The organism is Streptomyces sp. NPDC030893, from assembly GCF_055571535.1.
This window is the reverse complement of record NZ_JBVIFC010000001.1, coordinates 519,518-545,558: the sequence shown is the minus strand read 5'-3', so window position 1 is coordinate 545,558 and position 26,041 is coordinate 519,518. Positions and strand designations below refer to the sequence as shown.

Genomic DNA, 26,041 nt, shown 5'->3' with positions numbered 1-26,041 from the left:
GCTGACCAGAGGAACCATCGGTACGGCACCTGCCTGTACCGCCGCTGACGGTTGCGTGTCCGTGCTGACGGGAGTAACCGGGCGGTGGGCAGGTGAGTTGGGGGATGCGTGATGTCATCGGGGCCCCGTCAGAACGAAACCGAAGGCCGCCCCGAGCCCCCGGAGGACGCGGACGGTCTCATTGATTTGAACCGGGCCGTGGGCAGACAGGTCAAACTCCTGCGGGAACGCGCCGGCCTGACCCAGAAGGAGTTGGGCGACCGGCTGGGCTACGGCGAGGACCAGGTCTCGTCCCTGGAACGTGGCCGCAGAACGCCCCAGCCCGAGTTCCTCGACGCGGCGGACGACCTGCTCGACGCGGGTGGGCTGCTGAAGGCGACGAAGGAGGACGTGGCACGGGCCAAGGCGCGTGCGCGGGTCCGGCACCCGGCTTGGTTCCGGGACTATGCACGGTTGGAAGCGGAAGCGGTTGAGGTCAACTTCTACAACAACCATGACGTTCCCGGGCTGCTCCAGACCGAGCGGCGAACCCGCGCGCTGTACGAAATGCGCAAGCCTCTTCTGGATGAGGAGACCATCGAACAGCGAGTGGCCTCAAGGATGGACCGCCAACACATCCTGACCGAATGGCCCCCGCCCATGGTGACCGCCGTGATCGAAGAGGTAGTGCTCCGTCGGCCGATCGGCGGCCCAGAGGTCCACAAAGAGCAGCTGACCCGGCTGCTCGAACTCGGGCGGCTCCGCGCAGTTGAGTTGCAGGTAATGCCCACGGACCGGTCCGAGCACGCCTGCATGGGCGGTTCTTTCACCTTGCTGACGCCAAGAGGAAGGCCTCAGGTGGGGTACACGGAAGTACAGGCCGTCGCACGTCTGGCTACGGACACGGACGAGGTCCGTATTCTGGCCGCACGCTACGGCAGCATCAGGGCCCAGGCACTCACTCCGCGAGAGTCTCTGCCTTGATCGAGAGGATGCAGACCGACGATGAGTGCTGAGAGCTTTCGACAACTCGTCTGGCGCAAGAGCAGCTACAGCGGCAACGAGGGGGGCGAGTGCGTGGAGGTCGCAGTCGACACCACTGTGGTCCATGTCCGTGACTCCAAGGACGTGCACCGGCCGCACCTCTCGGTGCAGGGGGACAGTTGGACCGTATTCATGGCCTTCGCCGCGGTGGAGTGAGCGAGCAGGCAACTCCGCCGGCCCCGGACGGCTCCGGGTCCGGCACCGGAGACGACTCGGGGCGGGGGCCCGGGTCCATGCCGGCCCGGGCCCCCGCCCCGCACAGTCACACCGTGACGCTCACGCCTCGCGCGCGCCCTCGTACATTTCCTCGATGAGGTGCTTGTACTCGCGCTCCACCACCGGGCGCTTCAGCTTCAGGCTCGGGGTGATCTCGCCGTGCTCGACGTCGAGGTCGCGGGGCAGGAGGCGGAACTTCTTGATGGTCTGCCAGCGCTGCAGGCCCTCGTTGAGCTGCTTGACGTAGCCGTCGACCATCTCGACCGTGGCCGGGGCGGCGACGATCTCCGCGTACGGCTTGCCCGCCAGGCCGTTCTCGGCGGCCCAGGCGGTGAGGGCGGCCTCGTCGAGGGCGATGAGGGCGGTGCAGTAGTTCCGGTCGGCGCCGTGGACCAGGATGTTGGAGACGTAGGGGCAGACGGCCTTGAACTGGCCCTCGACCTCGGCGGGGGCGATGTACTTGCCGCCGGAGGTCTTGATGAGGTCCTTCTTGCGGTCGGTGATGCGGAGGTAGCCGTCGGCCGAGAGTTCGCCGATGTCGCCGGTGTGGAACCAGCCGTCCTCCTCCAGGACCTCGGCGGTCTTGTCGGGCAGGTTGTGGTAGCCCTGCATGATGCCGGGGCCGCGCAGCAGGATCTCTCCGTCGTCGGCGATACGGACCTCGGTGCCGGGCAGCGGCTTGCCGACGGTGCCGGTGCGGTAGGCCTCGCCGGGGTTGACGAAGGAGGCGGCGGAGGACTCGGTGAGGCCGTAGCCCTCGAGGATGTGGACGCCGGCGCCGGAGAAGAAGTAGCCGATGTCGGGGGCGAGGGCGGCGGAGCCGGAGATGCAGGCGCGCAGGTTGCCGCCGAAGGCCTCGCGGATCTTGGCGTAGACGAGCTTGTCGGCGATGCCGTGCTTCGTCTTCAGCCCGAAGGGCGCGCTCGCGGTGCCGGTGCGGCGGAAGTTGTCCTGGGTGACCTTGGCGTACTCGCGGGCGACCCCGGCGGCCCACTGGAAGATCTTGTACTTGGCGCCCCCGCCGGCCTTCGCCTTGGCGGCGACGCCGTTGTAGACCTTCTCGAAGATGCGGGGCACGGCCGCCATGTAGGTCGGCTGGACCACCGGCAGGTTCTCGATGATCTTGTCGACGCGGCCGTCGACGGCGGTGACGTGGCCGGCCTCGACCTGGCCGGAGATGAGCACCTTGCCGAAGACGTGGGCGAGCGGCAGCCACAGGTACTGCACGTCGTCGGCGTGGACCATGCCGGTCGCCGGGATCGCCTTGGCCATGTAGGCCCAGGCGTCGTGCGGCAGGCGTACGCCCTTGGGGCGGCCGGTGGTGCCGGAGGTGTAGATGAGGGTGGCGAGCTGGTCCTTGGTGATCGCCGCGACCCGCTCCTTGATCACCTCCGGCTCCTTCTGCAGCCGGGCGGCACCGAGCTTCTCCAGGTCGGCGAGGGTGATCACGAAGTCGTCCGTGTCGGCGCCGGCCGGGTCGACGACCACGACGCGGATGAGCTCGGGCAGCTCGGCGCGCTTGGCCACCGCCTTGGCGGCCTGCTCGGCGTTCTCGGCGATGAGCACCCGGCTCTGCGAGTCGGACAGGATGTAGGCGGACTCGTCGGCGTTGGTCTGCGGGTAGATCGTGGTGGTGGCGGCGCCCGCGCAGAGGATGCCGAGGTCGGCGAGGATCCACTCGACGCGGGTGGAGGAGGCGAGCGCGACCCGCTGCTCGGGCTCGACGCCCAGCTCGATCAGGCCGGCCGCGATGGCGTGGACCCGCTCGGCGGTGCCCGCCCAGGTGAGGGACTTCCAGTCGTCCGGGCCCTGGCCGGAGGCCGGCGGGACGGGGTAGCGGTAGGCCTCGGCGTCCGGTGTGGCCGCCACACGCTCCAGGAAGAGGGCCGCCAGGGTCGGCGGTCGGTTCTCGATCAGTGCCTGTGTGTTGCTCACGACATCCTCCGGGGCCCGCGACGGTGCGGCGGCTGGCTCAGTGCGGCTGGGGTTTCCTCGCGTCGTTGTTTAACTCGCGAGTAACTATCGAGCACGGACAGAGTAAAGGCCGACCGGCCTCGGCGTAAGGGGCCACGGCCTGTTACTTCATACAGAGGGCTACCCGAATTGCCCGCGGGGGCCCGCCGCACCGACGTGCGACGGGCCCCCGTTCCGCCCGGTTCGCGGAGTGACCCGCGGTAACCCCCGGTTACTTCTTGGCCTTGCCCGATCCCGCGCTCTCGTCGCTGGAGAGCACGGCGATGAAGGCCTCCTGCGGGACCTCCACCGAGCCCACCATCTTCATCCGCTTCTTGCCTTCCTTCTGCTTCTCCAGCAGCTTCCGCTTACGGGAGATGTCACCGCCGTAGCACTTGGCGAGGACGTCCTTGCGGATGGCGCGGATGGTCTCGCGGGCGATGACACGGGAGCCGATGGCCGCCTGCACGGGCACCTCGAAGGCCTGCCGCGGGATCAGCTCCTTCAGCTTGGCGACGAGCCGTACGCCGTACGCGTACGCCTGGTCCTTGTGGGTGATCGCGGAGAAGGCGTCCACCTTGTCGCCGTGCAGCAGGATGTCGACCTTCACCAGCGAGCTGGTCTGCTCGCCGGTGGGCTCGTAGTCCAGGGAGGCGTAGCCGCGGGTCTTGGACTTCAGCTGGTCGAAGAAGTCGAAGACGATCTCCGCGAGGGGGAGCGTGTAGCGGATCTCCACCCGGTCCTCGGAGAGGTAGTCCATGCCGAGCAGGACACCGCGCCGGGTCTGGCACAGCTCCATGATCGAGCCGATGAACTCGCTGGGCGCCAGGATGGTGGCCCGCACGACCGGTTCGTACACCTCGCCGATCTTCCCCTCGGGGAACTCGCTCGGGTTGGTGACGGTGTGCTCGGTGCCGTCCTCCATGATCACGCGGTAGACCACGTTCGGCGCGGTGGCGATCAGGTCCAGGCCGAACTCGCGCTCCAGGCGCTCGCGGATCACGTCGAGGTGCAGCAGGCCGAGGAAGCCGACGCGGAAACCGAAGCCGAGCGCGGCGGAGGTCTCCGGCTCGTACACCAGGGCGGCGTCGTTGAGCTGGAGCTTGTCGAGGGCCTCGCGCAGCTCCGGGTAGTCGGAGCCGTCGAGGGGGTAGAGGCCGGAGAACACCATCGGCTTGGGGTCCTTGTAGCCGCCCAGCGGCTCCTCGGCGCCCTTGTGCTGGCTGGTGACGGTGTCGCCGACCTTGGACTGGCGGACGTCCTTCACACCGGTGATCAGATAGCCCACCTCGCCGACGCCGAGCCCGTCGGCGGGCAGCATCTCCGGCGAGTTGGTGCCGATCTCCAGCAGCTCGTGGGTGGCGCCGGTGGACATCATCCGGATGCGCTCGCGCTTGTTGAGCTGGCCGTCGATGACACGGACGTACGTCACGACGCCTCGGTAGGAGTCGTAGACCGAGTCGAAGATCATCGCGCGGGCGGGGGCGTCCTTGACGCCGACCGGGGCGGGGACCTCGGCGACCACCCGGTCCAGCAGCGCCTCGACGCCGAGACCGGTCTTCGCGGACACCTTGAGCACGTCGTCCGGGTCGCAGCCGACCAGGTTCGCCAGCTCCTCGGCGAACTTCTCCGGCTGCGCGGCCGGCAGGTCGATCTTGTTGAGCACCGGGATGATCGTGAGGTCGTTCTCCATCGCCAGGTAGAGGTTGGCGAGGGTCTGCGCCTCGATGCCCTGGGCGGCGTCCACGAGGAGGATCGTGCCCTCGCAGGCGGCGAGGGACCGGGAGACCTCGTAGGTGAAGTCGACGTGCCCGGGGGTGTCGATCATGTTGAGGATGTGCGTGCTGCCCTTGTCGTGGGTCGGGGCCCACGGCAGGCGCACGGCCTGGGACTTGATCGTGATGCCGCGCTCACGCTCGATGTCCATGCGGTCGAGGTACTGAGCACGCATCTGCCGCTGCTCGACCACTCCGGTCAGCTGGAGCATCCGGTCGGCGAGCGTGGACTTGCCGTGGTCGATATGGGCGATGATGCAGAAATTGCGGATCAGCGCCGGGTCGGTACGGCTCGGCTCGGGCACATGGCTGGGGATCGCGGGCACGCAGGGTCCTGATTCTTGAGGCGTCCGCATACGTGTGCTTGTCCGTCTGCGGTCTCGGGTCGGATCGATACGTAGCTTCCATGGTCCCACGGGTGGCGACCGGGTACGGGTTTGGGCCACCGAATGGGCCGCTGGTAACGTGGGGGGCTGTGTCTCATGCCCTCTCGGTGCGAGGCACGTCTTCTGGAAATCACCCGGTACCGGATCCGTGCGGCTCCCGTGCGGCCCCGTGCCAGAACCTGTAGAGGCTCATTCGTGGCGAACATCAAGTCCCAGATCAAGCGGAACAAGACCAACGAGAAGGCGCGGCTGCGCAACAAGGCCGTCAAGTCCTCTCTGAAGACCGCGATCCGCAAGGCCCGCGAGGCCGCCGCCGCGGGTGACGTCGAGAAGGCCACCGAGTACCAGCGCGTCGCCGCGCGTCAGCTCGACAAGGCCGTCTCCAAGGGCGTCATCCACAAGAACCAGGCCGCCAACAAGAAGTCGGCGCTGGCTACGAAGGTCGCGGCCGTCAAGGGCTGAACAGCAGCTCTGTGATCTGACCGCCGGCGGGACCCCGGGCGGGCCCTCTCTCATCCGCCCCCGGCCGGCACCCCGAGCTCGTACGCGGCCTGCGTTCGCCACGCGGGTACGAGCTCACCCGCTTCACCCGAAGGCCCCGCCCTCACCCTTCCCCGGGGTGGGGGGCGGGGCCTTCGGGTGTTCCGGGGCGGGGGTCGGGCGTTCCGGGGCGGGGGGCGGGCGTCGCCGGGCGAGGGCTTCGGGGGTTCCTCGCCGCGAGGGGGGTGAGCGGGTCCGGCCGGGGGCTCCGGACGGGTCCGGCCGCGCGAAGTTCCGGGCGGGCCCAGCCGGGAGGCTCGGGGCTCCGCGCCACCGGCTTCCAAGAGGGTCCAGCCGCAGGGTGTTCGGCGGGTCCGGCCAGGAGGCTGCGGACGGGTCCGGCCGCGCGAAGTTCCGGACGGATCCAGCCGGGAGGCCCCGGGCTCCCCGCCACCGGCTTCCAGGCGGGGCAGGCCGCGGGGCGTTGGGCGGGTCCAGCTGGGAGGCTGGAGGCTTCGGGCGTTCCCTGCCGCCGGGTTCCAGGGGTCGGCCGCGGGCCTTAGGACCGGTCCCGCCGGGGGCTCCGGGCAGGTCCGGCCGGGAGGTTCCGGCGTTCCGTGCCGCTGGGCTCCGGGTGGGGCCGGGCGTGGGGCGTCAGTTGCGGCTGCCTCGGGAGCGGGCCGCGCGGGCGATGGTGACGACCGCCTTCTCCAGGGCGTACTCCGGGTCGTCCCCGCCGCCCTTCACTCCCGCGTCCGCCTCGGCGACCGCGCGCAGGGCCACGGCCACACCGTCGGGGGTCCAGCCGCGCATCTGCTGCCGCACCCGGTCGATCTTCCAGGGCGGCATGCCCAGCTCCCGGGCGAGGTCGGCGGGCCTGCCGCCGCGCGCCGAGGACAGCTTGCCGATCGCCCGTACGCCCTGGGCCAGAGCGCTGGTGATCAGCACCGGGGCCACTCCCGTGGACAGCGACCAGCGCAGCGCCTCCAGGGCCTCCGCCGCGCGTCCCTCGACCGCCCGGTCGGCGACCGTGAAGCTCGACGCCTCGGCCCGCCCCGTGTAGTACCGGCCGACGACCGCCTCGTCGATCGTGCCCTCGACATCGGCGACCAGCTGGGACACCGCGGAGGCCAGCTCGCGCAGATCGCTGCCGATGGCGTCGACCAGTGCCTGGCACGCCTCGGGCGTGGCCGACCGTCCGGCCGTGCGGAACTCGCCCCGCACGAACGCCAGCCGGTCCGCCGGCTTGGTCATCTTCGGGCACGCCACCTCGCGCGCCCCCGCCTTGCGCGCCGCGTCGAGCAGGCCCTTGCCCTTGGCGCCGCCCGCGTGCAGCAGCACGAGGGTGATCTCCTCGGCGGGCGAGCCGAGGTACGCCTTCACGTCCTTGACGGTGTCCGCCGACAGATCCTGCGCGTTGCGTACGACCACGACCTTGCGCTCCGCGAAGAGCGACGGGCTGGTCAGTTCGTCGAGGGTGCCGGGCTGGAGCTGGTCGGGCGTCAGGTCGCGGACGTCCGTGTCGGCGTCGGCGGCCCTCGCGGCGGCCACCACCTCCCGCACGGCACGGTCGAGCAGCAGGTCCTCCTGGCCCACGGCGAGCGTCACCGGGGCGAGGGGGTCGTCGGATGCGGTCTTCCTGGCCATCGCGACAAGCATCCCACGCACCACTGACACCGGGGTACGCGCGCCGCCGTACGTCCACGGCGCCGGGCGCCTCGCGGGGCGGCGGGAAGGGAACGGCTAGGGATCCTCGCGCCAGCCGTCCCAGCGGGCCGCGAACTCGTCCAGCTGGGCCGGGTCCAGCCGTTGCTCCGCGTCGCGCAGGACGACGAGCCACTGGGCGTCCTCCGCGTCGTCCTCGCCGGCCAGGGCGTCCCGGACCACGCGTGGTTCCTCCGCGAGGGCGAACCGCTCCCCGAGCGCCTCCACGGCCTCCTCCGCGGCATCGCGGTCGGGCAGTACGAGCAGATGTCTGACGTCACTCACGTCAGCCATTGTCGGACACCCGGCCTCAGGCCTTCGGCACGATCTGCACGTCGAGATCGACGCGGATGCTGGGGCCGACCACCGCGATGCCGCGGGCCAGCATCTTCTGCCAGCTCACCGTGAAGTCGTCGCGGTGCAGTTCGGTGGTGGCCCGGCAGGCCGCCCGTCGCTCGCCTTCCACGCCGTTGCCGAGGCCGAGGTACTCCGTGTCCAGCGTCACCGTCCGGGTCACACCGTGCAGGGACAGCGCCCCGGTGACCGCCCACCGGCTGCCGCCGCGGTGGGTGAAGCGCTCGCTGTAGAACTCGAGTGCGGGGTACCGCTCCACGTCCAGGAAGTCCGCCGACCTCAGGTGGTCGTCGCGCATCTTCACGTTGGTGTCGATGGACGCCGCGTCGATCACGACGTGCATCGCCGACTGTTCCACGTACTCGCCGATCCGGATCGCCCCGGCGAAGGAGTTGAACCGTCCGTGGACGCGGGCCAGCCCGATGTGGCGCGCGGTGAACGCGATCGAGGAGTGCGTCGGGTCGATCTCCCAGTCACCCGGCACGGGCGGCTCGGGCGGCGCGGCCACCTGGAGCGCCACGTCGCCCAGCGTGGCCAGGGACCCCTCGGCGACGGCCACGGACGCCCGGTAGGGCGCGTAGCCCTCGGCGGACACCGCGAGCCGGTACTCCCCCGCCGGCACGGCTGCCACGAAGGAGCCGAAGGGGTCCGTGCCGCCGCTGACCACCGTGCGCCCCATGGTGTCGCTGACCGCGAACTCGGCCTGCGGGACGGGCTCGTGCACCGGGTCGAGCACCCGGCAGCTCAGCACCCCGGCGTGCGGTGGCGTCCGAACCGCCGCCAGCGGACTGGTCCGTTGCCCACGCTGCATCCGGCTCTCCAGCCAGCGGCCGATCATCTGCGACACCCTCTGTTCGACGTCCCCGCACGCACCGATATGTGCATGCACCAACTACCAAGGAAACATTCGAACACCAAAGGGGTTTTCCTGGCAAACACGAGGCCGCACACCTCTTGACACGGGCGGGAACTCGTGGCAGCAAGGTGAGCGGAATCACCCGTGCCGGACGGACGCGCGGATCGCCGGCACCGCGTCCAGTGCGATCCCGAACCGGTCCCGGTAGAGCGCGAGCACCTCGTCGTCCGAGCCCGCCTCCCGCTCCTGCCGGGTCCCGTCCGGCGCGGTGACCGTGAACCGCCGGCCGCTGAGCGTGATCCTTCCGCCGTCCTCGGTGATCCGCGAGCAGACGAGCGAGCGCGTGAAGTGGGACGCCGGCGAGGTGCTGTGCCACCAGGCCCCGGCCGTGAAGTCGGCGAGCACCCTCGGCCGCACCTCCAGCCGGTACACCGGCCGGCCGTCGCGGGTGACGTCCAGGTCCGCCGCCGCCACCGTGCCCTGCCCGCCGCGCGCCCCGGCCGCGTCGGCACCCGCCTCGACGATCCGGAAGGTGCCGCCGGGGTCCTCCTGCTCGCCCCGCTCCCCGAAGGCGAGCGGCAGATGGCAGTGCGCCCCGAAGCCGACGTCGGCCAGCCAGTCGCCGCCGTCCACCGTCCGCACCCGCAGCGCGAGATGGTCGTACGGGATGCCGAGCCGGCCCTCCTCCCCGTACACCCGCGCGGCGAGCAGGGTGACGTCGTAACCGAGCGCGGAGAGCAAGGCCCCGAAAGCGCCGTTGAGTTCGTAGCAGAACCCGCCCCGCCGCGCCTCCACGACCTTGTCCAGCAGCCGCTTCTCCTCGAGCACGATCTCCTCGCCGAGGTGGACGGAGAGATTCTCGAACGGCACGGTCCTCAGGTGCCGCAGGTGCAGCTCGCGCAGGGCGTCCACGGTGGGCCAGGCCGGCTGCTCGACGCCCAGGCGCCGCAGGTAGGCGTCGATCGCCGCGGTGTTCATGCCGTCAGTCATGCCCTCAGTGTCGCGCCACGCCCAGTCCTCCGCTCCCGCCTTCCCCGCCGGTCACGGCCAGCGCCCCGTCCCGGTCGGTGCGCAGCACCTTCGCGCCCCCTGCGCGCAGGGCGACGAGCGTGGCCGGGGCCGGGTGCCCGTACGTGTTGTCCTGCCCCGTGCTGATCAACGCCAGCCTCGGGTCCGCCTGCCGCAGGAGGCCGGGGTCCTGGTGGGCGGAGCCGTGGTGGGCGACCTTCAGGACGTCCACGCCGGCCAGCCGCGGGGCCGCCGGTGATCTCGCCAGGGCCCGCTGGGCCGGAGGCTCCAGGTCTCCGAGGAGCAGCAGCCGCAGGCCCTCGGTGCGGACCAGTATGGCCACGCTGGCGTCGTTCGGTCCGTCCGTCGCCGGGTGGGTGCCGGGTGGCGGCCACACCACCTCCCAGGACAGGCCGCCGGTGCGCCGGACCTCACCGGCGGCGGCGTGCGTGACCGGGATGTGCCGGGCGGCGGCGAGTCCGCGTACGAACGCGGCCTGGTCGGCGGGCTCTTCGAGGTCCGTCGTCCCGATGGCGCCGACCTCGCGTCCGCGCAGTACGCCGGGCAGGCCCGCCACGTGGTCGGCGTGGAAGTGGGTGAGGACGACGAGCGGGACGCGGGTGATGTCCAGGGAGCGCAGGCAGCGGTCCACGAGGGTGGGGTCGGGGCCGGCGTCGACGACCACGGCGGAGCCCTCGCCCGCCGCCAGTACCAGCGCGTCGCCCTGGCCCACGTCGCACATCACCATCCGCCAGTCCGGCGGCGGCCAGCCCGTGATCACGCGGGTCAGTGGCCGTGGCTGCAGCAGCGCCAGCACCAGCAGGAGTGCGCAGGCGGCGCACCACCAGGGGTGGGCCAGGAGTCGGCGGCCCACGGGCAGCGCCACCAGGGTGACGGCACCGAGCGCCGCCGCTCCGGTCCAGCCGCCGGGCCAGTCCACGCCCGCGCCGGGCAGCGCCGCACCGGTTCTGGCGACCTCGGCGATCCACTCCGCGGGCCAGCTCGCGCACCAGGCCAGTGCCTTCGCCGCCGGTATCGCGGCCGGCGCGGTGGCCAGGGCGAGGAAGCCCAGCACCGTGGCCGGAGCGAGCGCGAACTCCGCCAGCAGGTTGCACGGGATCGCCACCAGGCTCACCCGTGCCGCGAGCACGGCGACCACCGGTGCGCACAGTGCCTGGGCGGCCCCCGCGGCGGCCAGTGCCTCCGCGAGGCGGGGCGGCACCCCGCGCCCGCGGAGTCCCTTGCTCCAGCGCGGAGCGAGGGTGAGCAGCGCGCCGGTGGCCAGCACGGAGAGGAGGAAGCCGTAACTGCGGGCGAGCCAGGGGTCGTAGAGCACCAGGAGCAGCACGGCCGTCGCCAGAGCGGGGATGAGCGATCTGCGGCGGCCGGTGGCGAGGGCGAGCAGGGCGACGGAGCCGCAGGCGGCGGCCCGCAGCACGCTGGGGTCGGGCCGGCACACGACGACGAACGCGAGGGAGAGCGCCGCTCCCAGCAGTGCCGTGGTCCGCAGGGGGATGCCGAGGCGGGGCGCGAGTCCGCGGCGCTCCGCGTTCTGCGCCAGGCCGGGCGGGCCGAGGAGCAGGGCGAGGAGGATGGTGAAGTTGGCACCGGAGACGGCGAGCGTGTGCGTGAGGTCGGTCTCCCGGAACGCCTCGTCCAGTTCCGGGGTGATCCTCGCGGTGTCGCCCACGACCAGCCCGGGCAGCAGGGCCCGCGCGTCCGCCGTCAGTCCGTCGGTGGCCTCCCGCAGTCCGGCCCGCAGCCGGCCCGCCAGCCGCTGCGGACCGGAGGGCCCGCCCGCGGTCTCCGGCCCGTCCCGGCCCTTCACCCGCAGGACCGCCGCGAACCGGTCGCCGCCCGCCGTCGCCGGAGCGAGCCGCGCCTCGACCCGCAGCCGGGTGGAGGGGAGCAGACCGAGCCAGGGGGAGCCCCGCTCGCCGTGGGACGCGGTGCGCGCGGCCGGGCCCGGGTCGACGATCAGCAGCACGGGTGCCCTGGTCTCCCGCGCCGCTCCCCCGGCCCGCTCCACGCGCCGTACGTCGGCCTCGATCAGCACGGACGCCGGGGCCAGGCGGTTCCCGCTGACCCTGGGCCGGGTGAGCCGGGGGTCGGCGGTGATCTCGACCACGGCCGTGACCCGGGCGTACTCCCGTGCCAGCGCGGGTACGGGGCCGCGCCGCAGGTCCGCACCGTGCAGGCCCGCCGATCCGGCGGCGGCGGCGACGCAGAGCAGCACGGCCGTGGTGGCGTGGGCGGTGGCACGGCTCCGTCCGGGCGGACGGCTGCGGGTCAGGAGGAGAGCGGCGGCTGCCAGGAGGGAGGCGATCACCGCGCCCGCGGCCAGGGCGGGTGGGGCGTGCAGCGTCACGGCGGCCGTGGCCCAGGCGGCCAGGGCGGGCGGGACCAGCCGGAGGTCCGGCGGCCCCTCCTGCCGCGGATGCGCGGCCCCCAGCCGGTTCCCGGACGCGGCGTGGACGGGCCGGCGGGTGGTGCTGGCGGGGAGCGGTGTCGTGTCCGTCGGCCCGGTGGTCATGGCCGTACGAGGTTCCGCAGATCCGCGAAGCGGCGGTCGCCGATGCCGTTGACCTCGCGCAGTTCGTCCACCGAGCGGAACCCGCCGTTGCGGGTGCGGTAGTCGACGATGTGATGGGCCAGCACCGGGCCGACTCCGGGGAGGCCGTCGAGCTGGTCGAGGGTGGCGGTGCTGAGGGACACCGGAGCGGTGGGGCCGGCTGCCGCCGCCGTACCGGGGGCGGTGTCGGACGTGGTCGCTCCCGCGGGGGCGGGGGCTCCTACGACCACCTGCTCGCCGTCGACGAGGAAGCGGGCACGGTTGAGGGCGTCGGTCCTGGTACCTGGCCGGACTCCACCGGCCGCCCGCAGCGCGTCCTCGACCCGGGAACCGGCCGGCAGGCGGTGGATGCCCGGATCCCGCACCTTGCCGCTGACGTCGACCACGATCTCGGATGCCGCCGTACCGCCGGCCCGTGCCGCGCCGGTGGCCGGTGCCGCCGGCGGGCCGTCCGCCGCTTCCGCCGGCTCCCCGTGCGGCACGGCCGCCCGTACCACCTCCGGGGCCCGTACCGGCTGGGTGCGGCCCGCCCAGAAGTGCTGGACGGCGAAGCCGAGGACGAGCACGAGCAGCGCCGACAGCGCGATCACGCTGCGCCGTTCCAGGCCGCACCGGGTCTGCACCCACAGCGGCAGCCGCTCCCGCAGCGCGAGCCCCACCCGTTCCCGTTCCCGTCGCCGGTCGGCGGGATGCTCCGGCCCCCTGCCCGGGGGAGGTCCCGGCTCGGGCACCCCCTCGGGCGTCTCCCGGTCGGCGGCAGGGGCGCCACGTTCCGCACCGGACCGCAGCGACGGCCGGCGGTCCGGCCCGGCCGCCCGGTCCACGGCACCCCCGCGCAGGGGAGCACCTGGGCGCCCCAGCGCGAACGAGCGTGCCACCACGACCTGACGGCCCGCCACGTCCGCACCGCCGGCGGAAGCCCCGCGCACGCGCACGCCACGACCCGCCGGCTCCTCCGGACGCGGCAGAGCGCGCGAACGCCCCTGCGCGAACGAGCGTGCCACCGCCGCCCGGCGTTCCGCCGCTTCCCCGCCCTCGGCGGGAGCCACCACGGACGCCACACGGCCGATCGCCGCAGCCCGGTCCGCACCGGCCGCCCGGCTCACCGGTACCGGACCGTTCACCGCCGCTGACGCGTCGGCCTCTCCGGTGCGGTGCGGGCCGCTTGCCGCCCAGGCCGGCACCCTCGGCGCCCTCCCGGTGTCTCCGCAAGCGGCCACCGCGTCACCGCTCTCGGCGAACAGTGCCCCGGCCCGTCGCCGGAGTTCCTCGGCCGAGGCGTGGTGTCGGGAGCGGTGCCTGCCGGGGCGGCGGTGGCGGGCGCGGCTGTCGGATCCCGGGGCGCGGCCCGGTCCGCTGGTCGGGGTCGCTGTGCGTGAGTGGGGGCGTGATCGAAGTGCCATGCCAGGAGGATCGGACACAACCGGCCACCCGCGGTGATCTTGGTGGGTTTCCGTGGATCACCGAACGATTGTGGACAACTCCGTCACCCGTACGAGCGTGCCGCCCTCACCGGGCCGAGACCACGACCCCCAGCAGTCCGGGTCCCGTGTGCGCCCCGATCACCGCGCCGACCTCGCTGACATGCAGGTCCGCCAGTGCCGGCAGCCGGGTCCGCAGGCGCTCCGCGAGGGCCGACGCACGGTCGGGGGCGGCGAGGTGGTGAACGGCGACGTCGACCTCCGCGCCGCCCGCCCGCTCGGCCGCGATCTCCTCCAGGCGGGCGATCGCCTTGGACGCCGTACGCACCTTCTCCAACGGTTCGATGCGGCCGCCCGCCAGCTCCAGCAGCGGCTTGACCGCGAGGGCCGAGCCCAGCAGGGCCTGGGCGGCGCCGATCCGGCCGCCCCGGCGCAGGTAGTCGAGGGTGTCGACGTAGAAGTAGGCCGAGGTGCCCGCCGCCCGTTTCTCGGCGGCGGTGACCGCCTCGTCGACCGTGCCGCCCGATTCCGCGGTCCGGGCCGCCGCCAGCGCGCAGAACCCGAGCGCCATCGCGATCATGCCGGTGTCCACCACCCGTACGGGCACCGGCGCCTGCCGGGCGGCGACGACCGCCGCGTCGTACGTACCGGAGAGTTCGGCGGACAGGTGCAGGGAGACGATGCCGGTCGCGCCGGACTCGGCGGCCCTGCGGTAGGTCTCGGCGAAGACCTCGGGGCCGGGCCGGGACGTCGTCACCGGGCGCCGCTTCTGCAAAGCCTGGGCGAGGGAGCGGGTGGAGATCTCGGTGCCCTCTTCGAGGGCGCGGTCGCCGAGGACCACGGTCAGGGGTACCGCCGTGATGCGGTGCCGCTCCATCGTCCGGGCCGGAAGGTAGGCCGTTGAATCGGTGACGATCGCGACATGGCGGGACATGAGCTGGAGGTTACCTGGCGTAGTGCCCGTGCGGCAGCCCGGGCCCGCGGGCCGCGTCCGGCCGTGGCCGGATCACGCGCCGGCGCGGGTGGCGCTCAGGCAGTGGTCAGCCGGTGCTCACGTGGTGCTCTCGGGGCGCGGCTTCTTCTGCCAGGGGTAGGTGGGACGCGCGGCCGGCGGGTCGAGGGCCGGCCGCGCGGAGTCCTGGCCGGGCTGCCGCTCGGGGGCGGACTCCGGGGATTCCGGCCAGGTCTGGCCGGCCGCCGGGGCGCCGGCGGTGGGGGCCTCGGGCCAGCGCGGCGCGGTGGGCTGCTGATCGGTGGTGGTCCAGTGGCGCAGGGCCCCGGTCTCCATGTCGATCTGTTGGCTCAGGGAGTCGAGGTCGTCGCCGGAGAAGCGGTGGGCGCGGTCGCGGACCGCCCAGCGCAGGGAGTCCGCGGAGCCGGTGATGCGCTCGGTGCGCTCGCGCAGCTCGGGCAGCCGCGCGGAGAGGGTGGTGCGGTCCGGCTCGGACTCCAGGCGCCTGAGTTCGCCATCCAGCTCGTGGCCGTGTGCGCTCAGTCGCTGGAAGAGGCCGAGGGACTCCTTGACCGACTCGTCCTCGGCGGCCGCGGCCTCCAGCGCGTCCTGGGTGGCGCGCATGGAGGTGCGCAGTGTGAGGCGGAGCTGGGCGATCTCGCCGGCCGGGCCGGTCTGGGCGAAGGCCTTGGCCCTCAGGGTGTGGTCCTCGACGGTGCGGCGGGCCTGGGTGATGTGCCGGTCGGCGCTGCGCTTGGCGGCGCCGACGACCTTCACCGTGGCATAGACGCCGAACACCACCAAGAGCACGAAGAGCAGGGCGACGACTGCGAACACCGCTTCCACGAGGCTCCTCCTCCGGGCCCTTGGGCCTGTACCGGCACACTCCGCGCCGCTCTTCAACGGTAAACGCAACGGGCAGGCCCGGAGTTCCACCAGGACCCCGAACCTGCCCGTAGGGGACTACCCGGACTGCCCGGACTGCCCGGACCGCACAGGAACGCCCCGCACGCTCACCTCACGCCGGAACGATGTTCACCAGCTTGGGCGCCCGCACGATCACCTTGCGGATCCCCGCCCCGTCCAGCGCCGCGACCACGCGCTCGTCGGCCAGCGCGGTCTTCTCCAGCTCGTCCTCGGAGATGCCCGGGGACACCTCCAGCCGCGCCTTGACCTTGCCCTTGATCTGCACGACGCAGGTCACGGTCTCGTCGACCACGTACGCCGGGTCGGCCACGGGGAAGTCCCGGTGGACCACCGAGTCCGTGTGCCCCAGCTTGCGCCACAGCTCCTCGGCGACGTGCGGGGCCAGCGGGGCGGCCAGCAGCACCAGGGGCTCCGCGACCGTGCGCGGCAGTGCCCCCGCCCGCTTGGTCAGGTGGTTGTTCAGCTCGGTGACCTTGGCGATGGCGGTGTTGAAGCGCATGCCCTCCAGGTCGCCGCGCACGCCGTCGATGGCCTTGTGCAGGGCGCGCAGGGTGTCCTCGTCGACCTCGTCGGTGTCGACGACGGTCACCTCGCCGGTCGCCTCGTCGACGATGTTGCGCCACAGCCGCTGCAGCAGCCGGAACTGGCCGACCACCGCGCGGGTGTCCCACGGCCGCGACACGTCCAGCGGGCCCATGGCCATCTCGTACAGGCGCAGCGTGTCGGCGCCGTACTCGGCGCAGATCTCGTCCGGGGTGACCGCGTTCTTCAGGGACTTGCCCATCTTGCCCAGCAGCCGGGAGACCCGCTCGCCCTGGTACCAGTAGCCGCCGTCGCGCTCCTCCACCTCGGCGGCCGGTACGGCGATGCCCCGGCTGTCGCGGTAGACGTAGGCCTGGATCATGCCCTGGTTGAACAGCTTGTGGAACGGCTCCGCGGACGACACGTGTCCCAGGTCGAACAGCACCTTGGACCAGAAGCGGGCGTACAGCAGGTGCAGCACGGCGTGTTCGGCGCCGCCGACGTACAGGTCGACGCCGCCGTGCGGCATGCCCTCGCGCGGGCCCATCCAGTACCGCTCGATCTCCGGGTCGACCAGCTGCTCGGAGTTGTGCGGATCCAGGTAGCGCAGCTCGTACCAGCAGGAACCGGCCCAGTTGGGCATGGTGTTGGTCTCGCGGCGGTACCGGCGCGGGCCGCGGCCGTCGCCCAGGTCCAGGGTGACGTTCACCCAGTCCTCGTTGCGGGACAGCGGCGTCTCGGGCCGGGTGTCGGCGTCCTCCGGGTCGAAGGTGCGGGGGCTGTAGTCCTCGACCTCGGGCAGCTCCAGCGGCAGCATCGACTCGGGCAGGGGGTGGGCGATGCCGTCCTCGTCGTAGACGATGGGGAAGGGCTCGCCCCAGTAGCGCTGGCGGCTGAACAGCCAGTCGCGCAGGCGGAAGTTGACGGTGCCCTCGCCGTGGCCCTCGCGCTCCAGCCAGTCGATGATGCGGGCCTTGGCCTCGGCGACGCCCAGGCCGTCCAGGGAGACCCGGTCGTTCGACGAGTCGATGATCTTCGCGTCGTAGGACGCGAAGGCGCTCTCCCACGTGGAGGTGTCCGTGCCGCGGCCGTCGGTCGGTTCGACGATGCAGCGGATCGGCAGTTCGAAGGCGCGCGCGAACTCGAAGTCGCGCTGGTCGCCCGCCGGTACGGCCATGATCGCGCCGGTGCCGTAGCCCATCAGGACGTAGTCGGCGATGAAGACGGGGACCCGCTCGCCGTTGACCGGGTTGACGGCGTACGCGCCGATGAAGACGCCGGTCTTGTCCTTGGCCTCGGCCTGCCGCTCGACGTCGGACTTGGAGGCGGCCTGCGCGCGGTACGCGGCGACGGCCTCGGTCGGGGTCGCGTGGCCGCCGGTCCACACCGCGTGGGTGCCCTCGGGCCAGGTGTCCGGGGTGAACTTCTCGACCAGCGGGTGCTCGGGCGCCAGCACCATGTAGGTGGCGCCGAACAGGGTGTCGGGGCGCGTGGTGAAGACGGTGATGTTCTCGCCGTCGATGGGGAAGTCGACGCGGGCGCCCTCGGAGCGGCCGATCCAGTTGCGCTGCTGGAGCTTGATCGCCTCGGGCCAGTCCAGGTCGTCCAGGTCGTCCAGCAGACGGTCGGCGTAGGCGGTGATGCGCATGTTCCACTGGCGCAGCTCGGCCTTGAAGACGGGGAAGTTGCCGCGCTCGGACCGGCCGTCGGCGGTGACCTCCTCGTTGGCCAGCACGGTGCCCAGGCCGGGGCACCAGTTGACGGGCGCGTCGGAGGCGTAGGCCAGGCGGTACTCGCCCAGGACGTCGGCGCGCTCGGTCTCGCTCAGCGCGTCCCAGGAGCGGCCCTGGGGCAGCGCGCGCTCACCGGAGGCGAACTGCTCGACCAGCTCGGCGATCGGGCGGGCCCGCTTCGCCTCGTCGTCGTACCAGGAGTTGAAGATCTGCAGGAAGATCCACTGGGTCCACTTGTAGTAGTCCGGGTCGATCGTGGCGAACGACCGGCGCTTGTCGTGGCCCAGGCCCAGCCGGCGCAGCTGGGCCTTCATGTTCTCCATGTTCGCCTCGGTGGACACGCGCGGGTGCGTGCCGGTCTGCACGGCGTACTGCTCGGCGGGCAGGCCGAAGGCGTCGAAGCCCAGGGTGTGCAGGACGTTGTGCCCGGTCATGCGCTGGAAGCGGGCGAAGACGTCGGTGGCGATGTAGCCCAGGGGGTGGCCGACGTGCAGGCCGGCGCCGGAGGGGTACGGGAACATGTCCATGATGAACTTCTTGGGCCGGGCGGCCAGCTCCGGGTCGCCCGCCAGGTCGCCCGTGGGGTTGGGTGCCGCGTACGTCCCCTCGGCGTCCCAGAAGTCCTGCCAGCGTGCCTCGATCTCGGCCGCCAGGGCGGCGGTGTAGCGGTGCGGCGCGGCCTCCGCGGCTGCGGGGTTCGTCTCGCTCATGATCCTCAATGCTCCATCGATCGTCTCTGCCTGCTGCTGCGACTGGGCGGAAATGAAAAATCCCCTCGCACAGGAGGGGACGCCGCGCCGATTCCGGCCTGCCGGTCACCCGGCGGTCGGGACTGATCAGCGCGGCTCGCTAAGCAGAAGGCGTACGGCACGCATGGCGTCAGGGTACCGCAGGGGCCGATCTCACCGCGACGCACACGCCCGCCGCATTGACCCAAGGTCAAAGGTTACTTCGCGTAACAACCACTAAAGGACATCACAACGGCCTCATTGTCTTTTGATAACAGCGCAATAACTCAAACCTCGTACTGATCGGTACGACGAGGCTTAGAGTTCGGCAGCGGGACCGCTTTACCGAACCGTTCGGAGTTGCCCCCATGAACCCTCGTCCAGACAGCAGCCCACCCCCCGCTCGGGGCCGGTCGGCTGCGGCTCCGTCGTGCCCGCTCCGCGTCGTGACGGCGGGAGGTAGGTCGTGAGGCCGGACGACAGCACGGCGGACGACTGGCTCGCCGAGTTCCTCAGCTTCGGTGTGGGCGTCCTCTCGCTCGTCTGCCTCAGCTGCTCGGTGATCTGGGGACTCGTCGCCCAGGACCGCATCCTGCTCGGCCCGCGCCAGCGGATCCTGGCGCAGGCGGTGCACCGCAGCACCGCGGTCGCCTCGATCGTCTTCCTGCTGGTGCACATCGGCATCAAGGTGGGCCAGGAGCACACCACCTGGATCGCCGCGGTGATCCCCTTCGGGCTGGCCCTCACCGACGACGAGACCGTCACCGGCCGGTCCTTCCTCATCGGACTGGGCACCCTCGCCGGCATGCTGATGATCTTCGTGGGCATCACCGGTGTGCTGCGCAACCGCTTCGCCTCCCCGGCCCCGGTCGCGGCCCGCTGGCGGGCGATGCACATGCTGGCCTACCCGGCCTGGTGCGCGGCGCTGGTGCACGGCCTCTACGCGGGTCGAGCGGCCCAGCCGATCTTCCTGATCCTCTACGGCCTGTCCGTGCTCGGCGTCATGGCGGCCCTCGCCGTGCGCGCCTCCCCGCCCCGCGTCAAGCGCAGAATCGCCGACCGGCTCACCGAGCTGCTCGGCACCCCCGACCAGCGGTTCCGTGAGCAACTGGAGGAGAGCAGGGCCCGGATGTCCGAGTCCGCCCCGCCCGGATACGACGGCGGCCGCGGCTCCGCGCGGGGCGAGCGGCGCCCGCGCGGTGAGCGCCCGTCGTACGAGACGGGCGGGAACCCGCTGTACGGGACCGGCGGCAGCCCGCTGTACGAGACCGCCGAGCGCGCCCCCGCCCCGGAGCCGGCGAGCGGCTTCGCGGCCGCCTACCGCGCGGTGTCCGCCCCCGGCCGGCCCCCCGCCGGGCAGCCGCCGCTCACCGACGCGACCGCCCGCATGGAACTGCCGCTGGACCTCCAGCCGACGGAGGCGGTCCCGCGCGTGGACGGCCCCTCCAGCACCTCGGGCAGCTGGCCCGTCCCGTCCCCGCCGCCGGTCGGCGAGGCCCCGCCCTCGGCGTACGACCCGCTCAACGACACCGGATACAACATCCCGGCCTATGACAATTCGGTCGGCTCCGGCTTCGGTTCGAGTGATGTGTACGACACCGGTGAGACGAACGGCCTCTACGGCACGTACAACCCGGGTGACACGTACAACAGCGGTCCCACCCCTGAAACACCCTCCGGTGCGTCACCGTCGTCGTCCTACGACTTCGACGCACCGGGTTCGGGCGAACCTTGGAACACGCCGTCCGGAGGCTATAAGTGAACGAGGCCCTGCCCGACGTACCAGAAGTCCGCGTGGTCGGCCTTCCCCAGCTCACGTCGGGCTTCGACCTTGTCGACCGGCTCGATCTGCCCATGCACCTCAAGGTGCACGGGCCGCTCGAGCCGTTGGGCGGTGAGCAGCTCGCGCAGCTCGCCGAACGCATCAATCTCAGGGGCCGCGGCGGCGCGGGCTTCCCCTTCCACAAGAAGCTGCGCTCGGTCGCCGAAACGGCGATCAAGCGCGGCGTACGGCCGGTCGTCGTCGTCAACGGCAGCGAGGACGAACCGGCCTGCCGCAAGGACACGGTGCTCATCAACCGTGCCCCTCATCTCATCCTGGACGGCGCGCTGCTGTGCGCCGAGGCCATGGGTGCCCGCACGCTCGTGGTGGGGGTCACCCGGGAGTCGACCCAGCGCTCCATGGAGGCCGCGCTCGCCGAACGCGGCCTGAACAACGGCCGCCGCTCCGCGCTGCGCGCCCGGGTGCAGCGCAACCCGGTCCGCATGGTCACCGGTGCCGCGGCCTCCCTGATCCGTTCCATCGACGGCGGCCCGGCGATCCCGCCGGGCCGCAAGACCAGCGCCTCGAAGAACGGCGTCGGCGGCGCGCCCACGCTGCTGTCCAACGCCGAGACGTTCGCCCAGCTCGCCATCGCCGCCCGCATCGGCCCCGAGCGCTACGGCAACACAGGCCTGTACGACGAGCCGGGCACCGTGATGCTCACGGTGTCCGGGGCGGTGGCCCGCCCGATGGTGATCGAGGTGCCGACGGGTGTGCCGCTGCGCTACGTCCTCCAGCTCGCCGGTGCCCCGCCGATGCCGCAGGGGGTGCTGACGGGCGGCTACCACGGCAAGTGGATCGACGCGGCGACCGTCAACGAGGCGATCGTCTCGCGCAACTCCCTGGACGCGGTGGGTGGTTCGCTGGGCGCGGGCGCGATCCTGCCGATCAGTCAGGACACCTGTCCGCTGGGCGAGTCGCTGCGGGTCGCCCAGTGGCTGGCGGAGGAGAGCGCCGGCCAGTGCGGTCCCTGCTATCTGGGGCTGCCGGCCGCCGCGCGGGGCCTGGAGGACATCCTCAACGGGGGCGGTCCGGCCGCCCTGGAGGCGGTCAAGCAGGTCGCCAGGAACGTGAAGCGGCGCGGCGCCTGTTCGCACCCGGACGGCTCCGCGATGTTCCTGGAGTCGACCGTCAAGGCGTTCACCGACGACCTCGCCGCCCATGTCCTCGGCAACGGCTGCGGACGGCCCGTGGCGGGCGTTCTGCCGCTGTTCGAGGGAGGCAGGGCCCCTACGGGCATCCCGGGCGGCGGAGACGGGGAGAACGGGCCCAGCCGCCAGAAGATCTACGTCGACTGGACGCTGTGCCGGGGCCACGGCCTGTGTGCGGACATCCTCCCGGAGGTCTTCCAGCTCGGCGCGGACGGCTTCCCGACGGTGGCTCAGGCGCAGGTGCCGCGCTTCGCGGAGGCCAAGGCGCTGCGCGCGGTGCGCCGCTGCCCGGCGCTGGCCCTGCGCATCGAGGACGAGTCGCCCCAGGCCAAGGCGCCCTCCCGCAACCTGCCGGTGCTCTCCCAGGGGCGTGGCCGGCGGGCCCTGGGCCGCTGAGCCCTTCCGGGCGGATCATGTCACCGGACCGCCGGCCCCCACCCGGGGACCGGCGGGTGACCGCAACGAGTGAGGGCGGACCATCCGTTCGGATGATCCGCCCTCGACTTCTGTGGAGCTAAGGAGAATTGAACTCCTGACCTCCTGCATGCCATGCAGGCGCTCTACCAACTGAGCTATAGCCCCGTGACTTGCTCCGCCCGGTTTCCCCGGCGGCGACGCCAACTTTACACGGTCGACCCGGTCCAACACCAAATCGGTTTCGCTCCGCCCGGCCATGTCCGACATGCCCCACCGGTGTCCCGCACGGATCAGGCGGTCACGAACGAATAGAAACGCTTGAGCGTGCAGTGCTCTTCGAGCAGCCGCCCGTAGATCGGCTCCCCCTCGAGTTCGCGGTACGTCTCGATGGGGTCGCCTTTTATGATCAGCGCCCGCGCGCACTCCTCGCACCAGTACTGGTACTCGGGATTGATCGGCTCCATGTCACGGACGATGGGCGTGCCGCTGCCGCACCAGTCGCACTTCCGCCTGTGTGCACCCATCGGTCAGCTCCAGCTGTGGCCGCAGGCCGTGCACACGTAGGAGATCCCGCCGTTGTCCCCGAGCACCTGGGCGACGTGCGCGGAACCGCAGGAAGGGCAGCTGAGCCGGGTCGAGGTCCGTCGGGTCGACACCGCTCCGGAGAGGTGGTCGACCTCCCCGAGGATGCTCGCTGGCATCACAACTCCCTCCCGTCGGGCCGCGCCCCCTTCCGGTCGTTTGATTCTGCCACGACCGGGCCAATACGGTCAGCGACGCCGGGGTACCGGTCGGGACACGGCTCGGCGCCTCGCAGAGGTATACGCCCGAGGGGGCCGTCCTGCTCATCGGCGGACAACGAAAAAACCCGCCTCCTTGCGAGGAGGCGGGATCTTCGTCATGTGGAGCTAAGGAGAATTGAACTCCTGACCTCCTGCATGCCATGCAGGCGCTCTACCAACTGAGCTATAGCCCCTGGTTGCCGCGGAGTGCGGCTTCCCGGTGTTTCGTCCCGCTCGGCGGGGCGAACAAGAAGAACTTTAGCCTGCGACCTGCCAGAAAGTGAAATCCGGGTCCCGGGGCGTCCCGGGGCCGGATCGCGGAGCCCTCAGTCGTCGTCGCCGAGCACCGGTTCCGGCAGGGTGCCGGCGTTGTGCTCCAGCAGGCGCCAGCCCCGGGCGCCCTCGCCGAGGACGGACCAGCAGCAGTTGGTGAGGCCGCCCAGGCTCTCCCAGTTGTGCGGGTCGAGGCCGAGCAGCCGGCCGATGGTGGTGCGGATGGTGCCGCCGTGGCTGACCACGACGAGCGTGCCGTCCTCCGGGAGCTTCTCGGCGTGCCGCAGCACCACGGGGGCGGCGCGGTCGGCGACCTCGGTCTCCAGCTCGCCCCCGCCCCGGCGGACCGGCTCGCCGCGCTTCCACGCGGTGTACTCGTCGCCGTACCTGGCGATGATCTCGTCGTGCGTCAGGCCCTGCCAGGCGCCCGCGTAGGTCTCCCGCAGGGACTCGTCGTGGGTGACGGTCAGGCCGGTGAGGGCGGCGAGCTCCGCCGCGGTGGCCGCGGCCCGCTTCAGGTCGGAGGCGACGATCGCGTCGGGCCGCAGGCCCGCGAGGAGACGGGCGGCCCTGCGGGCCTGGGCGACGCCGGTCTCGGTGAGCTCGACGTCCGTGGAGCCCTGGAAGCGGCGCTCCACGTTCCACGAGGTCTGGCCGTGCCGCCACAGGATGACGCGGCGGCCCCGGCGCAGGCCCTCACCGGTGGCGCTCACCGCCACTCACCGCCCGGCTGCGCCGCCTCCTCGGCCTCCTGCTGCTTGGCGTGCTCGGCGGCCTTGCCCTTGGACGCCCGGGCGTCCTCGGGCAGCTCCAGCTCGGGGCAGTCCTTCCACAGCCGCTCCAGGGCGTAGAAGACGCGCTCCTCGCTGTGCTGGACGTGGACGACGATGTCGACGTAGTCGAGCAGCACCCAGCGGGCCTCGCGGTCGCCCTCGCGGCGGACCGGCTTGGCGCCGAGCTCCTTGCTGAGCCGCTCCTCGATCTCGTCGACGATCGACTTGACCTGGCGGTCGTTGGGCGCGGAGGCCAGCAGGAAGGCGTCGGTGATGGACAGCACGTCACTGACGTCGTAGGCGACGATGTCGTGCGCGAGCTTGTCGGCGGCCGCCTGGGCGGCGGTGTGGACGAGCTCGAGGGAACGGTCGGTTGCGGTCACTACAAGGCTTTCGGTAGGCGGTCGTTTGCCCTCAAGGGTCTCACGGACCGCCCGGCGCACCCCACGCCATTACGCGGGGTGCGCTCCGGTGGGCTACGAGGCCGGCTACGAGGCGGGCTCGTAGTCCTGGCCGAGGACCACCGAGACCCGGGCGTTGGCGGAGGTCTTGCCCTGGGTGACGGAGCCGGCGGGCAGCCCCAGGGTCTTGGCGACCTCGACGGCGTTCTCCTTGTCGGCGGCGTCCGCGTAGACGACCTCGGAGGCGGCCTCCGCGGGGGCGGTGCCGGCCGACCGGAAGGTGAAGCCGCCGTTGAGGAGGACCACGCGGGCCTTCTCGGTGCGGTTCTCCACCCCGGTGGCGTTGCGCACGGAGACGCTGACGGCGGCGTCCGGGTCGGGGCTCTTCACGGTGCCGCCGAGGATGTCCTTGACCACGCTGTCGCTCGCCTCGGCGGTGAGCGTGCCGTCGTCCCGCACGGGCAGCAGGGCGGTCTTGTGGTCGCCGCCCTTGGCGAGGTCGGAGAGCCGGGCCAGGAAGGAGCCGAGGTCCTTGTCGGTGAGCGGCGGCTCGATGATCTGCCCGAGGGTCTGGACGGTGAGCGTGGCGGCGTCCGGGTCGGAGGTCATCTTGCGCAGGACGCCGTGCAGGACCTGCCCGAACCGCTCCAGCTGGGCGTTCCGGTCCTCTCCGGAGCCGAGGTGGGTGGCGTAGGCGACGGCCGCCTTGCCGCTGAGGGTCTGGCCCTTGCCCTTGCGGACCAGGGGTGCCTCGCCCTTCTTCTCGGCGTCCGGGTCGGGCACGTCGGTGTCGGTGTCGACCTCGATGTTGCCGACGAGGTCGACGAGGGTGAGCAGGAACGGGGTGTCGAGCCGCCAGGTGCCCTCGATGTCGGTGCCGAGGACGGTGTCGAGGGCGGTCCTGGTGCCCTCGGAGCCGTCGTCCTCGACCGATTTGGCGAGCGTGGTGGTGGTGCCGTCGTCGGCGGTGAGGGCGAGGGAGTTGGGCAGGAGGACGGTGGTGCCCTGCTTGGTGGTGGTGTTGTCGACGAGCAGGGCGGTGGCGGTGCCGCCTCCCTCGGTGTCGTGGAGGTGGACGACGAGCACGTCCCGTTTCTGGGCGCCGGCCGCCGTCGTGGTGCCGCGGTCCGCCCCGGAGGAGCCTCCGGGCAGCTTCCCGGCGTACCAGAGGTAGCCGACGCCGCCGGCCGCGACCAGGGCGAGGACCACGACGAGGGCGATGATCCGGCTGCGGGCGCGGCGCCGGGCCTCCTCCCGCCGCTCGGTGCGGTTCTCGGTGAACTTGAGCCAGTCGATGACGTCCTCGGAGTCGCCGTCGGGCTCCTCGACGAAGGCGAACTGCTCGGTGCGGTACTCCCGGCCGTCGGGTTCGGCGGGGGCGTGCTCCTCGTCGACCGGGCCGGCCTGCTGCGGGATGTGCGCGGTCTGCTCGGCGACCCGGGGCTGCTGCCCGGTGCCGGGGTGCGCGCTCTGCCCGTAGGGGTCGTACGGGGCCGCCTGCTGCGCGGGCTGCGGGGCTCCGTACGGGTCGTAGGAGTCGTAGGAGTCGTAGGTGTCGTGGGTGTCGCGGGGCCCGTAGTCGTAGGAGGGGTTCTGGGGGGCGCCGGTCGCGTAGGGGTCGTACGAGGGCTGCTGCTGGTGTCCGCCCGTGGCGTACGGGTCGTAGCCGTGGCCCTGCTGCGGGTATCCGTCGTACTGCTGTGGCTGCTGATCGGCGGCCTGGCGGTAGACAGGCCGGCCGTACTCGTCGTAGCCGACGAGCTCGTACGGGGCGCCGCCCCCGTATCCCGCGTCGTATCCGTCGTTCACCGG

At 72.1% G+C, this 26,041-nt stretch carries 21 protein-coding genes and 2 tRNA genes; 5 read left to right on the top strand and 18 right to left on the bottom strand.

Annotated elements, in window-relative coordinates; translation table 11 throughout:
- Window positions 1-198: 198 nt before the first annotated feature.
- Both ACZ434_RS02340 and ACZ434_RS02335 read left to right on the top strand, forming a co-directional pair.
- Window positions 199-963: a helix-turn-helix domain-containing protein gene (locus ACZ434_RS02340; protein ID WP_468450879.1), complete on the top strand. Its 765-nt coding sequence runs from the start codon at window positions 199-201 to the stop codon at window positions 961-963.
- A gap of 21 nt (window positions 964-984) precedes the next feature.
- Window positions 985-1,179 carry a DUF397 domain-containing protein gene (locus ACZ434_RS02335; RefSeq protein WP_468450877.1) on the top strand — a complete coding sequence of 65 codons (195 nt, stop codon included), beginning with the start codon at window positions 985-987 and terminating at the stop codon, window positions 1,177-1,179.
- 120 nt (window positions 1,180-1,299) lie between these two features.
- Here ACZ434_RS02335 and ACZ434_RS02330 read toward each other — a convergent pair whose 3' ends face one another.
- Together ACZ434_RS02330 and lepA are read right to left on the bottom strand one after the other, a co-directional pair.
- Window positions 1,300-3,174, bottom strand: a complete 1,875-nt coding sequence (locus tag ACZ434_RS02330) for an AMP-dependent synthetase/ligase (RefSeq protein ID WP_468450875.1) — start codon at window positions 3,172-3,174, stop codon at window positions 1,300-1,302.
- Window positions 3,175-3,424: 250 nt separating this feature from the next.
- Window positions 3,425-5,293, bottom strand: a complete 1,869-nt coding sequence (gene lepA, locus ACZ434_RS02325) for a translation elongation factor 4 (RefSeq protein ID WP_468450873.1) — start codon at window positions 5,291-5,293, stop codon at window positions 3,425-3,427.
- Between the two features lie 255 nt (window positions 5,294-5,548).
- Between lepA and rpsT the strand changes: the two genes are divergently transcribed.
- On the top strand, window positions 5,549-5,815 hold the full coding sequence (rpsT, locus tag ACZ434_RS02320) for a 30S ribosomal protein S20 (RefSeq protein WP_030217867.1): 267 nt from the start codon (window positions 5,549-5,551) through the stop codon (window positions 5,813-5,815).
- A gap of 672 nt (window positions 5,816-6,487) precedes the next feature.
- Here rpsT and holA read toward each other — a convergent pair.
- From holA to leuS, 9 genes are all read right to left on the bottom strand, one after another.
- Complete coding sequence (gene holA / locus ACZ434_RS02315) at window positions 6,488-7,480, bottom strand: DNA polymerase III subunit delta (RefSeq protein ID WP_468450870.1); 993 nt, start codon at window positions 7,478-7,480, stop codon at window positions 6,488-6,490.
- Between the two features lie 96 nt (window positions 7,481-7,576).
- Complete coding sequence (locus ACZ434_RS02310) at window positions 7,577-7,822, bottom strand: hypothetical protein (RefSeq protein WP_468450868.1); 246 nt, start codon at window positions 7,820-7,822, stop codon at window positions 7,577-7,579.
- 25 nt (window positions 7,823-7,847) lie between these two features.
- Window positions 7,848-8,729 (bottom strand): YceI family protein, encoded by an 882-nt coding sequence (locus ACZ434_RS02305; RefSeq protein ID WP_468451783.1) that lies wholly within the window; start codon window positions 8,727-8,729, stop codon window positions 7,848-7,850.
- Window positions 8,730-8,885: 156 nt separating this feature from the next.
- Complete coding sequence (locus ACZ434_RS02300; protein ID WP_468451781.1) at window positions 8,886-9,725, bottom strand: arylamine N-acetyltransferase family protein; 840 nt, start codon at window positions 9,723-9,725, stop codon at window positions 8,886-8,888.
- A gap of 16 nt (window positions 9,726-9,741) precedes the next feature.
- Entirely contained in the window at window positions 9,742-12,288 is a 2,547-nt protein-coding gene (locus tag ACZ434_RS02295) for a ComEC/Rec2 family competence protein (protein ID WP_468450866.1), read from the bottom strand.
- Window positions 12,285-12,986 carry a ComEA family DNA-binding protein gene (locus ACZ434_RS02290; protein ID WP_468450864.1) on the bottom strand — a complete coding sequence of 234 codons (702 nt, stop codon included), beginning with the start codon at window positions 12,984-12,986 and terminating at the stop codon, window positions 12,285-12,287. Before ACZ434_RS02290 ends, ACZ434_RS02295 begins: the two co-directional genes overlap by 4 nt.
- A gap of 850 nt (window positions 12,987-13,836) precedes the next feature.
- Window positions 13,837-14,682: a DegV family protein gene (locus ACZ434_RS02285; protein ID WP_468450862.1), complete on the bottom strand. Its 846-nt coding sequence runs from the start codon at window positions 14,680-14,682 to the stop codon at window positions 13,837-13,839.
- 117 nt (window positions 14,683-14,799) lie between these two features.
- Window positions 14,800-15,546 (bottom strand): hypothetical protein, encoded by a 747-nt coding sequence (locus ACZ434_RS02280; RefSeq protein WP_468450860.1) that lies wholly within the window; start codon window positions 15,544-15,546, stop codon window positions 14,800-14,802.
- 172 nt (window positions 15,547-15,718) lie between these two features.
- On the bottom strand, window positions 15,719-18,592 hold the full coding sequence (leuS, locus tag ACZ434_RS02275; protein WP_468450858.1) for a leucine--tRNA ligase: 2,874 nt from the start codon (window positions 18,590-18,592) through the stop codon (window positions 15,719-15,721).
- 484 nt (window positions 18,593-19,076) lie between these two features.
- Here leuS and ACZ434_RS02270 point away from each other — a divergent pair, with 484 nt between their 5' ends.
- Both ACZ434_RS02270 and ACZ434_RS02265 read left to right on the top strand, forming a co-directional pair.
- Window positions 19,077-20,372: a cytochrome b/b6 domain-containing protein gene (locus ACZ434_RS02270; RefSeq protein WP_468450856.1), complete on the top strand. Its 1,296-nt coding sequence runs from the start codon at window positions 19,077-19,079 to the stop codon at window positions 20,370-20,372.
- Entirely contained in the window at window positions 20,369-21,979 is a 1,611-nt protein-coding gene (locus ACZ434_RS02265) for an NADH-ubiquinone oxidoreductase-F iron-sulfur binding region domain-containing protein (RefSeq protein WP_468450854.1), read from the top strand. The genes ACZ434_RS02270 and ACZ434_RS02265 overlap by 4 nt, the downstream gene beginning before the upstream one ends.
- A gap of 113 nt (window positions 21,980-22,092) precedes the next feature.
- Here the strand turns inward: ACZ434_RS02265 and ACZ434_RS02260 are convergent.
- The 7 genes from ACZ434_RS02260 to ACZ434_RS02230 form a co-directional block, all read right to left on the bottom strand.
- Window positions 22,093-22,165 (bottom strand) — tRNA-Ala (locus ACZ434_RS02260).
- A 125-nt stretch (window positions 22,166-22,290) separates the two neighbouring features.
- Entirely contained in the window at window positions 22,291-22,524 is a 234-nt protein-coding gene (locus tag ACZ434_RS02255; protein ID WP_004931461.1) for a hypothetical protein, read from the bottom strand.
- A 3-nt stretch (window positions 22,525-22,527) separates the two neighbouring features.
- Window positions 22,528-22,701, bottom strand: a complete 174-nt coding sequence (locus ACZ434_RS02250) for a hypothetical protein (RefSeq protein WP_468450852.1) — start codon at window positions 22,699-22,701, stop codon at window positions 22,528-22,530.
- A gap of 202 nt (window positions 22,702-22,903) precedes the next feature.
- Window positions 22,904-22,976 (bottom strand) — tRNA-Ala (locus tag ACZ434_RS02245).
- 132 nt (window positions 22,977-23,108) lie between these two features.
- Window positions 23,109-23,774 carry a histidine phosphatase family protein gene (locus tag ACZ434_RS02240; RefSeq protein WP_468450850.1) on the bottom strand — a complete coding sequence of 222 codons (666 nt, stop codon included), beginning with the start codon at window positions 23,772-23,774 and terminating at the stop codon, window positions 23,109-23,111.
- Window positions 23,765-24,211, bottom strand: coding sequence for a ribosome silencing factor (gene rsfS, locus ACZ434_RS02235; RefSeq protein WP_468450848.1), 447 nt, complete (start codon window positions 24,209-24,211; stop codon window positions 23,765-23,767). Before rsfS ends, ACZ434_RS02240 begins: the two co-directional genes overlap by 10 nt.
- Before the next feature lie 105 nt (window positions 24,212-24,316).
- Window positions 24,317-26,038: a LytR C-terminal domain-containing protein gene (locus ACZ434_RS02230; RefSeq protein ID WP_468450845.1), complete on the bottom strand. Its 1,722-nt coding sequence runs from the start codon at window positions 26,036-26,038 to the stop codon at window positions 24,317-24,319.
- Window positions 26,039-26,041: the final 3 nt, after the last annotated feature.

Bases quoted from the DNA above. Each gene is read 5' to 3' on its own strand.
- holA (WP_468450870.1), bottom strand. From the start codon at position 7,480: ATGGCCAGGAAGACCGCATCCGACGACCCCCTCGCCCCGGTGACGCTC.
- ACZ434_RS02335 (WP_468450877.1), top strand. From the start codon at position 985: ATGAGTGCTGAGAGCTTTCGACAACTCGTCTGGCGCAAGAGCAGCTAC.
- ACZ434_RS02300 (WP_468451781.1), bottom strand. From the start codon at position 9,725: ATGAACACCGCGGCGATCGACGCCTACCTGCGGCGCCTGGGCGTCGAG.
- ACZ434_RS02305 (WP_468451783.1), bottom strand. From the start codon at position 8,729: ATGATCGGCCGCTGGCTGGAGAGCCGGATGCAGCGTGGGCAACGGACC.
- ACZ434_RS02295 (WP_468450866.1), bottom strand. From the start codon at position 12,288: ATGACCACCGGGCCGACGGACACGACACCGCTCCCCGCCAGCACCACC.
- leuS (WP_468450858.1), bottom strand. From the start codon at position 18,592: ATGAGCGAGACGAACCCCGCAGCCGCGGAGGCCGCGCCGCACCGCTAC.
- ACZ434_RS02285 (WP_468450862.1), bottom strand. From the start codon at position 14,682: ATGTCCCGCCATGTCGCGATCGTCACCGATTCAACGGCCTACCTTCCG.
- ACZ434_RS02255 (WP_004931461.1), bottom strand. From the start codon at position 22,524: ATGGGTGCACACAGGCGGAAGTGCGACTGGTGCGGCAGCGGCACGCCC.
- ACZ434_RS02250 (WP_468450852.1), bottom strand. From the start codon at position 22,701: ATGCCAGCGAGCATCCTCGGGGAGGTCGACCACCTCTCCGGAGCGGTG.